This is a genomic window from Rhizobium sp. AN68, assembly GCF_030758035.1.
GTDB lineage: Bacteria > Pseudomonadota > Alphaproteobacteria > Rhizobiales > Rhizobiaceae > Agrobacterium > Agrobacterium tumefaciens.
This window is the reverse complement of record NZ_JARWMI010000003.1, coordinates 1305107-1318758: the sequence shown is the minus strand read 5'-3', so window position 1 is coordinate 1318758 and position 13652 is coordinate 1305107. Positions and strand designations below refer to the sequence as shown.

Genomic DNA, 13652 nt, shown 5'->3' with positions numbered 1-13652 from the left:
GTGAGGTAACCGCATATTCGGTCATCAGGGTTAGAAAAGCGTTAAGGCGCGCTCTTCAACGCCTCCAGAACGTTGAGTGCTGCACGCATGTCGATGAGCCTAGTGGCGCGGCGCTCCAGCGCCTCCTCGTCCTCGCCCCAATGTTCGGCGGTCCAGTCCTCGTCAAGATGAGCCAGCGCCCAGGTTTCCTCCAGCGTCAGCTGCCCTTCCGCCAGTGCCAGCGCCAGAATGGCGGAGCCGGTCAGCGACGTCATGGTGTGCAGGGCGGCAAGCGCGATCGGCGTATCGTATTTTTTGAGCGTCACGGCAAAGGCTGCAACGGCTTCCCGAGGCTGATCGCGATGCATGACGCCTTCGACGAGAATGAAGCGTGCGCCGAGAACATTGGCCGCCCAGTCGATCACCGGATCCCAATGGTCCGCCTGCCGCGCCACAAGCGCTTCCGGTTGACCTGCGCGGTAGCACAGGAGATCGGAAGAGGAAAAGCGCAGTATGTCCTCGAAAACCGCCTGGGTGTCGCTGGCGATGCCGTCGATGGCGGTGTTCACATGTCGCGAGACCGGCATGACGACCGGGTTCACCACTTCTTTCTGCGCATCCCATTCATCGCGAAGCAGATCCGCAAGCGCCTTCGATGGCAAGACAAGCGGCTTCTTGGCGGGCGTGCGCAAAGGTTTGCCATCGAGATGGATGGTGAAGCCGCCGTCTTCCACGTCAGCAACGGTAACGTCCTTATAGAAACGTTTCGGCAGGGGCCGCTGCATCTGGATTTGGGCGCGAAGGATCGGATCGGGGTGGCTGAGGCCTTCCGAAAGGTCGTTCAGGAGATCACGCATGGCACGTCCTCATCAGTCGAATAGAAAGGATCATTCAAGAATATCGGCGGGAACATGGGCCGGAATTTCGCTCGGATGGCTGACGACGGCGTCTGCGCCTGCCTTCCAGAGATCATCGACCGAGGCGTAGCCCCAGGCAACGCCGATGGCCTTTGCGCCGGCGGCCTTTGCCATCTGCATGTCATAGATAGCATCGCCGATGACGACAGTGTCGGCCGGAACCATGCCGGTTTCATGGCAACATTCCATCACCATGGCCGGATGCGGCTTGGAAGGGCAATCATCCGCCGTGCGCGACACGATGAAATGCTCGGCAAAACCATGCGTTTCGAGAATATGGGTCAACCCGCGACGGCCCTTGCCGGTGACCGCGCCGATCAGCACCTCATCCCGTCTGGCGAGCGTGTCGATCAAGGGCGCGATACCGTCGAACAGCGGCTCGATCATGCCAGGTCGGGCGCGGATCGGGTGATAGATTTCCCGATAGCGCTCAGTCATCGCGCGCGCCTCGTCATCCACATGCGCCTTACCGAGCATGCGGGCGATGGCGATGTCGAGCGTCAGGCCGATAATTGCCTTGGTCTGTGCAATATCAGGCCGTGGCTTTCCGAAATCGGCGAAGGTATCGACCATGACGGCATGGATAAGGCCGGCGCTGTCGACCAGCGTGCCGTCACAATCGAAAAGAACGAGGTTCATCTGATATCAGCCTTCCCTGTCGCCGTCGGCCACGTCGAGGCCGAGCAGGTTCCAAGTCTGTACCATATGCGGTGGCAAAGGCGCGCTGACGCGAAGCCGGCCGCCATTCGGGTGCGGAATGTCGATATGGCGTGCATGCAGGTGCAGACGCTTCTGGACGCCGCCCGGAAAATCCCAGTTCGGATCATCGATGTAATATTTCGGATCGCCGATGATCGGGTGCCCCATATGCAGTGCGTGAACGCGCAGCTGGTGGGTACGGCCGGTATAGGGCTCCATTTCCAGCCAGGCGAGGTTCTGCGCGGCGGTATCGATGACACGGTAATAGGAAATGGCGTGATCTGCCCCCTCCTCGCCGTGCTTGGCAATGCGCATGCGGTCGCCGTCGGGGGTCTGCTCCTTGACCAGCCAGGTGGAAATCTTGTCCTGATGCTTGCGCGGCACGCCGCGAACCAGCGCCCAATAGGTCTTCTTGGTATCGCGCTCGCGGAAAGCGGCCGTCAGCTTCTGTGCAGCACCTCGGGTGCGGGCCACCACCAGCACGCCCGACGTGTCACGGTCCAGACGGTGCACCAGACGCGGCTTTTCGCCCTTCGGGCTGGTCCACGCTTCCAGAAGCCCGTCGATGTGACGGTTGACACCCGATCCGCCCTGAACGGCAATGCCGGCCGGCTTATTGAACACCAGAACCTTGTCGTCCTCATGCAGCAGCATGCGCGCCAGAAGTTCACCGTCTGCCGAATGTTTGAGGTCCCTGGATCCGATCGGTCCGCTTTTGACCTTGAGGTCGGAATCAACAGGCGGCACACGCACCATCTGTCCCGGCTGCACCCGTGCGTCCGTCTTCACCCGGCCGCCGTCCACACGCACCTGTCCGGAGCGCAGAAGCTTTTGCAGCTGCCCGAACCCCAGACCCGGATAGTGAATCTTGAACCAGCGATCGAGGCGCATACCGGCCTCGTCGGCCTCGACCTTGATATGCTCGATACCTGCCATGAAATTTCCAGTCTCTCTGTCTTGATCGCGCGCCCTGTTATCCGGCGCACCGTTTGGAGCAAGCCTTTAGAACAAACTGCGGCCCAAGGCCAGCCCGGCGAAAACCGCCGCGATGGAAACCACAAGGCTTGCCGTGATGTAAACCGCTGAAAGGCCGAGCGCGCCGCGTTCGAAAAGCGCTACCGCATCCAGCGAGAAGGACGAAAAGGTGGTGAAGCCACCGAGAACGCCGGTGACCAGAAACAGGCGCATCTCCATGGACGCGTTCAGCCGCCTTGCAACAAGCTCAACCAGGAAACCGATGAGGAAGGATCCGACCACATTCACCGCCAGCGTTCCCCAGGGGAAAGTCACGCCTACAAGGCGCACACTCAACAGACCGACGAGATAGCGGAAAACCGAACCGATTGCGCCGCCTGCTGCGACAAGAGCGATATTCAGCATTTGGGGAATGTCTCCGGAGAAATGCCCGACGGGTCTGTTGAAGACGTTTTCTAGAACATAGCCACGGGTGGTGAAACCCCCTCGTCCCGACCTTTTTTCGATTAAAACTCGATTAAATTGCACGTCCGCGATTTAGGCTTCCAACAAGACGCAGCTGCTAATCTGCGGTTTTACGGGTCGGCGAAGGATGGCCGGAGGTTGGATGACACAGGTTCTTTCCGTTTCTGCAAACACTGCGGCCTACGCACTGGAGGCCGTGAAGCCGTCGCAGCGTGTATCGCGCAGAAGCGAGGTTGAGGAAGCCATTCACGAATTGGCGCGCAAGGCCGAACAGGGAGACGATTTCCAGTTGAGAGCCTTGCTCACCGCCATCAAGCCGCCGGCCTTGACCCTCTATTTCCTGACAAGCGCCAGCCAGCGGCACGCCCCCCAGACAACACTCGATCAGGCCGTGCAGGCCTATGAGGAAAATCAATCCAATAAAAACTTATAATATCAATTCTATATCCATACTTATTAAATCGATTTATAAGTTTTTTAGTGAGCTTCGCCCGTTCAGGTTGTTGTCAGATTCAAATTTTAGTCCTTCGGTACCAACTGGAGGAAGATCATGATTTCTATTGCTCGTCACGTCACAGCCACCACGATCGCGCTCCTTGTTTCGGCGCCGGCTTTCGCGGCCACGACCATCAAGGTCACCGAAGGCGGTGAAGGTGGCGGACCAATGACACTCGTTATGGACCAGACGACGGTCAAAGCCGGTGAAGCCGTGTTTCATGTGCATAACGATGCCATGAGCGAGCAGCACGAAATGGTGCTCGTCAAGCTGAAGTCTGCAGACGAAAAAATACCGCTCAATACCGCGAAACACCGTGTCGATGAAAAACAGCTTAAAAGTCTTGGCGAAGTGGCCGACCTGAAGCCCGGCGGCGATGGTCAGGTCAAGGCAAAGCTTACGCCCGGCACATATCTCCTCTTGTGCAACATAAAAGGTCACTACGAAGCGGGTATGCAGGCCAAGCTGACTGTTACAAAATAATATTGGTCGAACAAGCTGAGCCTGCCGGATGAGTATTGCGTTCCGGCAGCCTCTTTTTTGCGTCAGTTGTGCTGGTGAGCGTTCTTGTCGTCACCACCCTTGGCCGAGCCTGCGGAAAGCACAATCTCGACCTTGCCAGCCTTTTCAAAGATCAGCGTCACCGGTACCTTGTCGCCTTCGGCGAACGGCTTCTTCACGTTGAAGAACATCATGTGCAGGCCGCCGGGCTTCAGCTCCACTGTCTCGCCGGCGGGAATGACGATGCCGTCATCCAGCTTGCGCATCTTCATGACGTCGTTGACCATGGCCATTTCGTGAATTTCCGCACGGCCGGCGGCGGAGGATTCGACGCCGATCAGCTTGTCGTCGCTGGAACCGGTATTCTTGATCGTCACATAACCGCCGCCCACGGGCTGACCGGGCAGCATGGCCTTTGTCGCGCCAGCCGAAAGCTCGAGACTGCCAGCCTTCACCACGTCCATATCCATGGCCATAGCGGAATGGTCATGCCCGCCGGCATGGGCTTTTGCGGTAACGCGGATGGTCGGCGCCGGGCTTTTCAACGAATGCGGATCGACGCCTGCGGCCGCCACCTCGTCCCAGGAAACCTTGCCTTTGTCGCCGCAAAGCTGCGTCACCTTGAAGGGAAGGTCCTGCCCGGCATCTATGCCGGAGATTTTTCCCTGAACGGCAAAGGTGTCATAGAATTCATCCGGCAGATTGCCGCCCTTCCAGCGGATTTCGACCGCGCCGCTTTTGATGTCCTTTCCGTGGTTCTTGTAGGCTTTCTGATAGTCGCCCTTGATGACCTCAAGGTCCCAACCGGCCTTGGGCTGCGGCTTGGCAGTGATGAAGCCTTCCGGCAGCTTGATCTGCACTTCCGTGGTGGCAAGTCCGCCATCGCAGCCATGCGGCACCTGAAGTGCGGCAACGATTGTGCTTTCCTGTTCGGCCGAACCGTCAACGAAGGTCGTATGGGCGAAGGCCTGCGCCGTCGAGACGGAGGCGACGAACAGGGTGCAGGTGATGATCTTGGTGGTTTTCATTTGTTTGTCCTTGCGACTGCGGCGCCATTGGCCCGGGCAGCTGCTCCGTGCCGCCACCCGGCGGCGATGATCCTGTGAAACGAAGAGATCAGGCGAACAGGGATGGTGGGCCGCGTGCGGACGGTTTGCGGATCGTCTGGACCGAGCGAAAGTCCCATTCCGCGGTCAGGCGATTGTCGAGCCAGGCGAACTCCGTCCTCAGCCAGCCGGCCGCATCGGGCACCGGCAAGAGAATGGACGAGGCCAGAAGGCAGGCCTCGCAAAACAGGATCGCATCGCTTGAATGGGCGGGGCCGTCATTGGGGTGCGAGGCATTTACCCCGCCGCTGTGGCCTAGGCAGATTTCGGCAAAGGTGCCGTCCGGCAGCCGGTAACTCTCATCCAGAAGAACGGCAGGTGCCCCGGCGAGCGCGGGCTTGTGGGCAAAACCAAGCGACAACATCAAAAGCGCACAGAAAATGCGAAGCATTTTCTCCACCCTTGTCAGCGGTCGTTTTCGATTTGCGTCCATCTTCTGGCGATACCCCTCTTTCTTTCCGATTTCAAAGGGGAAATTTGCCGCAGGCCCAACCGCTCAACGGAACAATCGATACAGGGCGGCATTTCCTCTCCAATACTGATCGTTTCGGAAGGAGTACCGACATGCCAGCCAAATCGAAAGCCCAGCAGAAAGCCGCGGGTGCGGCGCTGGCCGCCAAACGCGGTGAAGTCAAGAAATCCAGTTTACAAGGTGCTTCAAAAAGCATGGAGAAGTCCATGACAGAAAAGGAACTTGATGAACTGGCGTCGACAAAGCGCAAGGGTCTGCCGGAGAAAAAATCAGACTGACGGCACGCCTCATACAAGGAACTCGCCATTTATCCTGCCAGCGATGGCGCAGATGGAGCAAAAATCTGTTCAGATGCGTCATTTCGTCCTTGCCAATGACCGGGCTTCGAAGATAATGAGCCTCGCATCATCGTTGGGAGAAACCGCTTCATTGCGGTGCCGAAGGAGCAACCGCCCCGGAAACTCTCAGGCAAAAGGACCACCGGTGACGACGGAACTCTGGAGAGAAGCCACCTTTGATAAGGACGGCTCGCCGAAGGGATAACAATCTCAGGCGACAAGGACAGAGGGGGCTCTTGAACCCGGCGCGTTTTTCGCGTCATGACCTGAGCCCGCGCGATCTTTCGCGCAACCCTGGAGGCGTCCTTGGACGATACCGCCGAGCTTAAAATCACGCCGCTCCATTCCCTGCATGTTTCCCTTGGCGCCCGCATGGTGCCTTTCGCCGGTTACGACATGCCGGTGCAATATCCGGCGGGCGTGCTGAAGGAACATCTTCAGACCCGTACCTCTGCTGGCCTCTTCGACGTGTCCCACATGGGCCAGGTTATCGTGAAGGCGAAGTCGGGCAACAATGCCGACGCTGCAATCGCGCTTGAAAAACTGGTGCCGGTTGACATTCTCGGCCTGAAGGAAGGCCGCCAGCGTTACGGTTTCTTCACCGATGAAAACGGCTGCATCCTTGATGATCTGATGATCACCAATCGCGGCGATCACCTTTTCGTCGTCGTCAACGCGGCGTGCAAGGACGCCGATGTCGCCCATATGAAGGCGCATCTTTCTGACACTTGCGACATTACCCTTCTCGATCATCGTGCGCTGATTGCGCTTCAGGGACCACGCGCGGAAGCGGTTCTGGCCGAGCTTTGGGCCGGTGTTTCCGAAATGAAGTTCATGGACGTGCTGGAAGTTCCCCTGCACGACGTTCCCTGCATCGTTTCCCGTTCCGGTTATTCCGGCGAGGATGGTTTTGAAATCTCCGTGCCTGCCGAAAAGGCGGAAGAGATCGCCAAGGCCCTGCTTGAGCACCCTGATTGCGAGCCGATCGGGCTTGGAGCACGCGACAGCCTGCGTCTTGAAGCTGGCCTTTGTCTCTACGGCAACGATATCGATACAACGACCTCCCCCATCGAAGCCTCGCTTGAATGGGCGATCCAGAAGGCGCGCCGCGCCGGTGGTGATCGCGAAGGCGGTTTCCCTGGGGCAGAGCGTATTCTCGGTGAACTCAAGGACGGCACATCGCGTCGTCGCGTCGGCCTGAAGCCAGAGGGCAAGGCACCGGTGCGCGGTCATTCCAAGCTTTTCGCGGATGCAGAAGGCAAGACGGAAATCGGCGAAGTGACTTCCGGCGGCTTCGGTCCGTCGGTCGAAGGTCCCGTTGCCATGGGTTACGTCCCTTCTGCCCATACTGCTCCCGGCACGGCGATCTTTGCGGAAGTGCGCGGCAAATATCTGCCCGTCACCGTCGCTGCCCTGCCCTTCATCAAGCCCACCTACAAACGATAATCTTCATCCCATCTCCGGAGAGAATACGATGCTGAAATTTACCGCAGAACACGAATGGCTGAAGTTCGAAGGCGATATCGCCACCGTTGGCATTACAAGCCACGCCGCTGAACAGCTTGGCGACCTCGTCTTCGTCGAATTGCCGGAAGTGGGCGCCACCTTCTCCAAGAATGGCGACGCGGCGACCGTTGAATCCGTCAAGGCGGCTTCCGATGTCTATTGTCCGCTGGATGGCGAAGTGGTGGAAATCAACCAGGCCATCGTCGACGATCCCTCGCTGGTCAATTCCGATCCGCAGGGTGCTGGCTGGTTCTTCAAACTGAAGCTCTCCAACGCCGCGGATGCCGATACGCTGCTCGACGAGGCAGCCTACAAGGAGCTGATCGCGTAATGACGACGCCCACGGAATTCCATTTCACCGACTATCAGCCCTATGATTTCGCCAACCGGCGTCACATCGGGCCGTCGCCGTCGGAAATGGCGGAGATGCTGAAGGTCATTGGCTACAAGAGCCTCGATGCCCTGATCGACGCCACCGTTCCCTCCTCCATCCGCCAGAAGGTGCCGCTGACCTGGGGTGCAGCGCTGACCGAACGCGAGGCGCTCGACCGCCTGCGCGAAACGGCCAACAAGAACCAGGTGCTGACCTCGCTGATCGGCCAGGGGTATTACGGTACAATCACCCCGCCGGTGATCCAGCGCAACATTCTGGAAAACCCGGCCTGGTACACCGCCTATACGCCTTACCAGCCAGAAATCAGCCAGGGCCGTCTTGAGGCGCTGCTGAACTACCAGACCATGGTCTGCGATCTGACCGGCCTCGATGTCGCCAATGCATCGCTGCTCGATGAAGCGACCGCCGCTGCCGAAGCCATGGCGATGTGCCAGCGCGTCGCGAAGTCCAAGGCAACCGCCTTCTTCGTCGATGCCAATTGCCATCCGCAGACCATCGCGCTGATCGAGACACGTGCGGCGCCACTCGGCTGGAAGGTTATCGTTGGCAATCCCTTTACCGATCTCGATCCTGTCGACGTATTTGGCGCGATCTTCCAGTATCCGGGCACCCACGGTCATGTCAGCGATTTCTCGGGCCTGATTTCCCGCCTGCACCAGACGGGTGCCATCGCTGCCGTTGCCGCCGATCTTCTGGCGCTGACGCTGTTGAAGTCACCCGGTGAAATGGGTGCGGATATCGCCATCGGCACCTCGCAGCGTTTCGGCGTTCCGGTCGGCTATGGTGGTCCGCATGCGGCTTACATGTCCGTCAAGGATGCACATAAGCGCTCCATGCCTGGCCGTCTGGTCGGCGTCTCAGTCGATGCGCGCGGCAATCGCGCCTATCGCCTGTCGCTGCAGACCCGCGAGCAGCATATCCGCCGCGAGAAGGCTACCTCCAACATTTGCACCGCGCAGGTGCTGCTTGCAGTCATGGCGTCGATGTATGGCGTTTTCCATGGCCCGCAGGGCATCAAGGCGATTGCCCAGCAGACCCACCAGAAAGCCGTTTTGATGGCCAAGGGCCTGGAGAAACTAGGCTACGTCATCGAGCCGGAAACCTTCTTCGACACCATCACCGTCGAAGTCGGCCATATGCAGGGCGTCATCCTGCGCTCGGCCGTTGCGGAAGGTGTGAACCTGCGCAAGGTCGGCGCGACCAAGATCGGCATGAGCCTTGACGAGCGCACGCGTCCCGCGACACTTGAGGCGGTCTGGCGCGCATTCGGCGGCAATTTCTCGATCTCGGATTTCGAGTTGGAATATCGCCTGCCGAAGGAACTGCTGCGCACCAGCCAGTACATGACGCATCCGATCTTCCACATGAACCGTGCCGAAAGCGAGATGACCCGTTACATCCGCCGTCTTTCGGACCGTGATCTCGCGCTCGACCGCTCGATGATCCCGCTCGGTTCCTGCACCATGAAACTGAACGCAACTGCGGAAATGCTGCCCATAACGTGGCCGGAATTTTCCGACATCCATCCCTTCGTGCCGGCCAATCAGGCGCTCGGCTACAAGGAAATGATCGATGACCTTTCGGAAAAGCTGTGCTCGGTCACCGGTTATGACGCCTTTTCCATGCAGCCGAATTCCGGCGCGCAGGGGGAATATGCGGGGCTCCTGACCATCCGCAACTACCACATCGCCAATGGCGGCGCACATCGCGACGTTTGCCTCATTCCAACCTCGGCGCACGGCACCAATCCAGCCTCCGCGCAGATGGTCGGCATGAAAGTGGTGCCGGTGAAAGTGCGGGAAAATGGCGATATTGATATCGACGATTTCCGAGCAAAAGCAGAGCAGTATGCGGAAAACCTCTCGTGCTGCATGATCACCTATCCGTCCACCCATGGCGTGTTTGAGGAGACGGTTCGCGAGATTTGCGAGATCACCCATAAACACGGTGGTCAGGTCTATCTTGACGGCGCCAACATGAACGCCATGGTCGGTCTTGCCCGTCCCGGCGATATCGGTTCCGACGTCAGCCACCTCAACCTGCACAAGACCTTCTGCATCCCGCATGGCGGCGGCGGTCCGGGCATGGGGCCGATCGGCGTCAAGGCGCATCTTGCTCCCTATCTTCCCGGCCATCCGACGACGGACGGTCGTGAAGGTGCGGTTTCGGCTGCCCCCTTCGGCTCGCCGTCGATCCTGCCGATTTCCTGGAGCTACTGCCTGATGATGGGCGGCGAAGGGCTGACGCAGGCGACCAAGGTTGCGATCCTCAACGCCAACTACATCGCCGAACGGCTGAAGGGTGCTTACGACGTGCTCTACAAGTCCGAAACGGGACGTGTGGCGCATGAGTGCATCATCGACACCCGCCCGCTGGCAGACAGCTGCGGCGTGACGGTGGACGACGTTGCAAAGCGTCTCGTCGACTGCGGTTTCCATGCGCCGACCATGAGCTGGCCGGTTGCCGGCACGCTGATGATCGAGCCGACGGAATCCGAGACCAAGGCGGAAATAGACCGTTTCTGCGATGCCATGCTGGCGATCCGCGAGGAAGCCCGCGACATCGAGGAAGGCCGTGCGGACAAGACCAACAATCCGCTGAAGAACGCGCCGCACACGGTAGAAGATCTCGTCGGCGAGTGGGATCGTCCCTACAGCCGCGAACAGGGTTGCTTCCCGCCCGGCGCCTTCCGCATCGACAAATACTGGTCGCCGGTAAACCGCATTGACAATGTCTATGGCGACCGCAACCTTATCTGCACCTGCCCGCCGATGGAGGCTTATGCCGAGGCCGCCGAATAAAGGCATCGGTACGAACGAACTTATGAAGGCCCGGAGCGATCCGGGCCTTTTTCGTTCCGGACACAAGCCCCCAAGACCGGACGACCACGTCACATGCGATTGATCGTAACCCGTTCCATGCTAAACCGGATGCTGCAATTTAAGCGGTGATGGAGTTTGAATGCGTTTGATTTGCCTGAATGGTTGGGGCGGAAAGCTCCATGACGAGCTTGTTCCCTATATCTCCGCGTCCGATCCCGACATTCTATGTTTGCAGGAAGTGGTGCACACACCGGCAGCCGAAGAGGACTGGCTGAGCTATCGCGATGACGGTATGGACCTGCCGCAAAGGGCGAACTTCCTTCGCGATGTCGAAGAAGCCCTACCCGATCATCTGGCAATCTTTTGCCCGGCGTCACAGGGTGACCTCTGGCACGGGGAGACACGATATCCCTCTCAATGGGGGCTGGCGACTTTCGTGCGTAAATCCATCGCGATTGTTGCGCAGGCTCAAGGTTTCGTGCACGGCTGCTTTTCTGCGAATGGGTACGGAGATCACCCGCGTTCGCGCACGGGCCATGCTGTCAGGGTTTTCGACTTCACGACCGGCCAGCCAGCCGTCATCGCCCATATGCATGGGCTGCGTGACCCCAACGGTAAACACGATATTCCCGCCCGTCTGATGCAGGCAAAACGCCTCGTGAAACTTGTCAAAGACATCGCGGAGTATGGTGACCGGATCATCGTCTGCGGCGATTTTAATGTTCTGCCTGAGAGCGACACCTTCACGGTATTGAAGGAACTGGATCTCATCGAACTCGTCACAACACATGGTTTCACAGACACGCGCACCTCGCACTATGCCAAACAAAACCGTTTTGCAGATTACATGCTTGTCAACCCGGTTGTGCAGGTCGATCACTTTGATGTGGTGAGACAGCCAGAAGTCTCGGATCATTGCCCTTTGCTGATCGAATTCAGCTAGAGGCTTAAGCCGCATTACCGGTCATTGCCTCACGTCGCGGCTTGGTCAGCGCACGAGCCGGATATCGCTCGTCACCACCGTCTTGCCGGTCCTGCCGTCCTTGTCGGTGGTGCGAAGCCGCAGGCCGTTTTGCCCGACTTTTTCGATTGTCATGGCTGCGACGCGGTCACCGTTGATGTCGCGGTTCCAGCGAACCGTCAGATTGATTGCATTTCCCTGCCGCGTACCGGAAAGGGCAGACGGTCGGCCGGAGGGTCCGGTGTAAGCGCCGCTGTAACGTCCACCTTTCTCCGACAGGTCGGCCGCAATTGCGCGCCTGACCACCAGAAGCCCCCGGCATGTGCCGGACATATTGAGCGACGAGGTCCCCGTTTTGGAATTCAGCGTACAATTGACGTTGATCGGCGGCGTGCCAATGCGGGTGATCACGGTTCCCTTCCCCGCCCATGTGCCCTTCAGCGACGAGAGGAATTCGCGTTCGTCCGCTAATGCCGGCTGCACACCGAGCAGCCCTGCAAAAAATAAACTCGTGATAGCCGTCGTTTTCATGGCGCGTATCCAATTTTTCACGAAGATTAACTCGCTTGCACCGTCAAACGTTCCTCCGGTTTATTTAGCAACTGTCAAAAAATTCGAGAGGCTCATGTTTCTCTCGTGCCGATGCAACCAAATGCAGGCATAGATGTTTCTCGCCAGCGTCGATCAATTTCTGATCACCTACCGCGTATTTTTCGGAGCATATTTCATGACGACGATCGGCGTTTTGGCACCGCGCGGCAGCCTCCCCTCCGGCGGTCTGCCTCGCAGCGGTGGTATGTCAGACCGCACGCTTTTTGCCCTTGCGGCGCTTAATTTCTTTCTGGCCGATGCCCGCGACGGGCTAGGGCCGTTCCTGGACGCATTTTTGGCGACACAGGGCTGGTCTTCACTTTCGCTGGGGATGATTGCCACGGTCGGCGGCCTCGTCGGTCTGCTTGCCACACCACTCTGCGGCGCGTTGGTGGACAGCACGACGTGGAAAAGGACGTTGATTGCCATCCCCGTCGTTCTCGTGACCGTCGGCGCGCTGATTACGCTGATCTTTCCCGATGCGTGGATCGTCTGGACCGGCCAGATCATGACTGCGGTTGTCGGCGCCGTCGTTGGACCGGCTCTGGCCGGACTGACGCTTGGTCTGGTCGGTGAACGCCTGTTCTCCCGTCAGATATCGCGAAACGAATTCTGGAACCATGGCGGCAATTTCGCATCGCTCTTCGCCACTTACGTTGCCGTTTCCTTCTTCGGCCTGCATGGCGTCATCGGACTGATGCTTCTGACGGCTGCCGGCGCACTTGTTGCCGCCGCCGCCATCGACCCCGACAGGATCGACCACAAGGTGGCGCGAGGCCTTGGCGAGGACAAGGGCGAACCGGGGCCTTCAGGCATCAACGTGCTGCTTCACGAACGCGGTCTGATATTCCTCGCGATCATTCTTCTCATCTTCCACTTCGGCAACGCGCCGATGGGGCGGCTTATCGCGCAGAATTTTGCCATCGAACTGCAGACACCATTTCGCACAACAGCGATCATTACTGGCGTCGCGCAATTTGCCATGATCTTCGTTGCGGCCCTGGCGCCGTGGCTGATCCGTCGCTTCGGTCTTGCCACGGTGTTCCTGATCGCGCTTGCGGCCCTTCCGATCCGCGGTCTGCTGGCTTCCGCCTTCACCGATTTCTGGGTAATCTTTCCGGTACAGCTGCTTGACGGTATCGGTGCCGGCCTTCTGGGCATCGTGACGCCTGTGGCCGCCGAACGCATTCTCAAGGGAACAGGCCGGTTCAATGTCGGTCTTGCAAGCGTCATGATGGTGCAGGGCATTGGTGCGTCCCTTAGCAACGTCGTTGCCGGCTGGCTGGTAACCAAAGGCGGTTACGCCCTTTCGCACTTGGTCGGCGGCGGCATATCGGCCATCGCCATCGCTCTCTTCTTCATCTACCGAAACGAGATCGCCCCGAAGCAGGCCGACGAAGCACTGCCTCAGTAAACCGTACAAATAAAAA

The 13652-nt window shown here is 58.9% G+C and carries 15 protein-coding genes and 1 riboswitch; of the genes, 8 read left to right on the top strand and 7 right to left on the bottom strand.

Annotated features, from left to right (window positions below; translation table 11 throughout):
* Nucleotides 1-41: 41 nt before the first annotated feature.
* The 4 genes from RBH71_RS19475 to crcB form a co-directional block, all read right to left on the bottom strand.
* The gene (locus RBH71_RS19475; protein WP_003512964.1) at nucleotides 42-836 is read right to left on the bottom strand and encodes an ATP12 family chaperone protein; all 795 of its coding nucleotides are present in this window, start codon (nucleotides 834-836) and stop codon (nucleotides 42-44) included.
* Nucleotides 837-866: 30 nt separating this feature from the next.
* Entirely contained in the window at nucleotides 867-1535 is a 669-nt protein-coding gene (locus tag RBH71_RS19470) for an HAD family hydrolase (protein ID WP_323687453.1), read from the bottom strand.
* 6 nt (nucleotides 1536-1541) lie between these two features.
* Complete coding sequence (locus tag RBH71_RS19465; protein WP_003512960.1) at nucleotides 1542-2531, bottom strand: RluA family pseudouridine synthase; 990 nt, start codon at nucleotides 2529-2531, stop codon at nucleotides 1542-1544.
* A 66-nt stretch (nucleotides 2532-2597) separates the two neighbouring features.
* Nucleotides 2598-2975 carry a fluoride efflux transporter CrcB gene (gene crcB, locus RBH71_RS19460; protein WP_003512958.1) on the bottom strand — a complete coding sequence of 126 codons (378 nt, stop codon included), beginning with the start codon at nucleotides 2973-2975 and terminating at the stop codon, nucleotides 2598-2600.
* Nucleotides 2976-3177: 202 nt separating this feature from the next.
* Between crcB and RBH71_RS19455 the strand changes: the two genes are divergently transcribed.
* Nucleotides 3178-3468: a hypothetical protein gene (locus RBH71_RS19455; RefSeq protein ID WP_003512957.1), complete on the top strand. Its 291-nt coding sequence runs from the start codon at nucleotides 3178-3180 to the stop codon at nucleotides 3466-3468.
* Between the two features lie 117 nt (nucleotides 3469-3585).
* Nucleotides 3586-4014 carry a plastocyanin/azurin family copper-binding protein gene (locus tag RBH71_RS19450; RefSeq protein ID WP_111802489.1) on the top strand — a complete coding sequence of 143 codons (429 nt, stop codon included), beginning with the start codon at nucleotides 3586-3588 and terminating at the stop codon, nucleotides 4012-4014.
* Between the two features lie 62 nt (nucleotides 4015-4076).
* Here RBH71_RS19450 and RBH71_RS19445 read toward each other — a convergent pair whose 3' ends face one another.
* Together RBH71_RS19445 and RBH71_RS19440 are read right to left on the bottom strand one after the other, a co-directional pair.
* Nucleotides 4077-5060 (bottom strand): copper chaperone PCu(A)C, encoded by a 984-nt coding sequence (locus RBH71_RS19445; protein WP_003512953.1) that lies wholly within the window; start codon nucleotides 5058-5060, stop codon nucleotides 4077-4079.
* Between the two features lie 88 nt (nucleotides 5061-5148).
* Nucleotides 5149-5529 carry a hypothetical protein gene (locus tag RBH71_RS19440; protein ID WP_003512951.1) on the bottom strand — a complete coding sequence of 127 codons (381 nt, stop codon included), beginning with the start codon at nucleotides 5527-5529 and terminating at the stop codon, nucleotides 5149-5151.
* A 173-nt stretch (nucleotides 5530-5702) separates the two neighbouring features.
* Between RBH71_RS19440 and RBH71_RS19435 the strand changes: the two genes are divergently transcribed.
* The 5 genes from RBH71_RS19435 (at nucleotide 5703) to RBH71_RS19415 (ending at nucleotide 11613) form a co-directional block, all read left to right on the top strand.
* On the top strand, nucleotides 5703-5888 hold the full coding sequence (locus RBH71_RS19435; RefSeq protein ID WP_003496099.1) for a DUF3008 family protein: 186 nt from the start codon (nucleotides 5703-5705) through the stop codon (nucleotides 5886-5888).
* A 124-nt stretch (nucleotides 5889-6012) separates the two neighbouring features.
* Nucleotides 6013-6100, top strand: a riboswitch (glycine riboswitch).
* A 154-nt stretch (nucleotides 6101-6254) separates the two neighbouring features.
* The gene (gene gcvT / locus RBH71_RS19430; RefSeq protein WP_003512949.1) at nucleotides 6255-7394 is read left to right on the top strand and encodes a glycine cleavage system aminomethyltransferase GcvT; all 1140 of its coding nucleotides are present in this window, start codon (nucleotides 6255-6257) and stop codon (nucleotides 7392-7394) included.
* A 28-nt stretch (nucleotides 7395-7422) separates the two neighbouring features.
* On the top strand, nucleotides 7423-7785 hold the full coding sequence (gene gcvH, locus RBH71_RS19425; protein ID WP_003512948.1) for a glycine cleavage system protein GcvH: 363 nt from the start codon (nucleotides 7423-7425) through the stop codon (nucleotides 7783-7785).
* The gene (gene gcvP / locus RBH71_RS19420) at nucleotides 7785-10649 is read left to right on the top strand and encodes an aminomethyl-transferring glycine dehydrogenase (RefSeq protein WP_003512945.1); all 2865 of its coding nucleotides are present in this window, start codon (nucleotides 7785-7787) and stop codon (nucleotides 10647-10649) included. The genes gcvH and gcvP overlap by 1 nt, the downstream gene beginning before the upstream one ends.
* A 160-nt stretch (nucleotides 10650-10809) precedes the next feature.
* Nucleotides 10810-11613 (top strand): endonuclease/exonuclease/phosphatase family protein, encoded by an 804-nt coding sequence (locus RBH71_RS19415; protein ID WP_003512943.1) that lies wholly within the window; start codon nucleotides 10810-10812, stop codon nucleotides 11611-11613.
* Nucleotides 11614-11658: 45 nt separating this feature from the next.
* On the opposite strand, the gene RBH71_RS19410 is transcribed toward RBH71_RS19415, so the two are convergent.
* Complete coding sequence (locus RBH71_RS19410; protein WP_003512942.1) at nucleotides 11659-12162, bottom strand: hypothetical protein; 504 nt, start codon at nucleotides 12160-12162, stop codon at nucleotides 11659-11661.
* A gap of 133 nt (nucleotides 12163-12295) precedes the next feature.
* Here RBH71_RS19410 and RBH71_RS19405 point away from each other — a divergent pair, with 133 nt between their 5' ends.
* Entirely contained in the window at nucleotides 12296-13636 is a 1341-nt protein-coding gene (locus tag RBH71_RS19405; protein WP_003512940.1) for an MFS transporter, read from the top strand.
* Nucleotides 13637-13652: the final 16 nt, after the last annotated feature.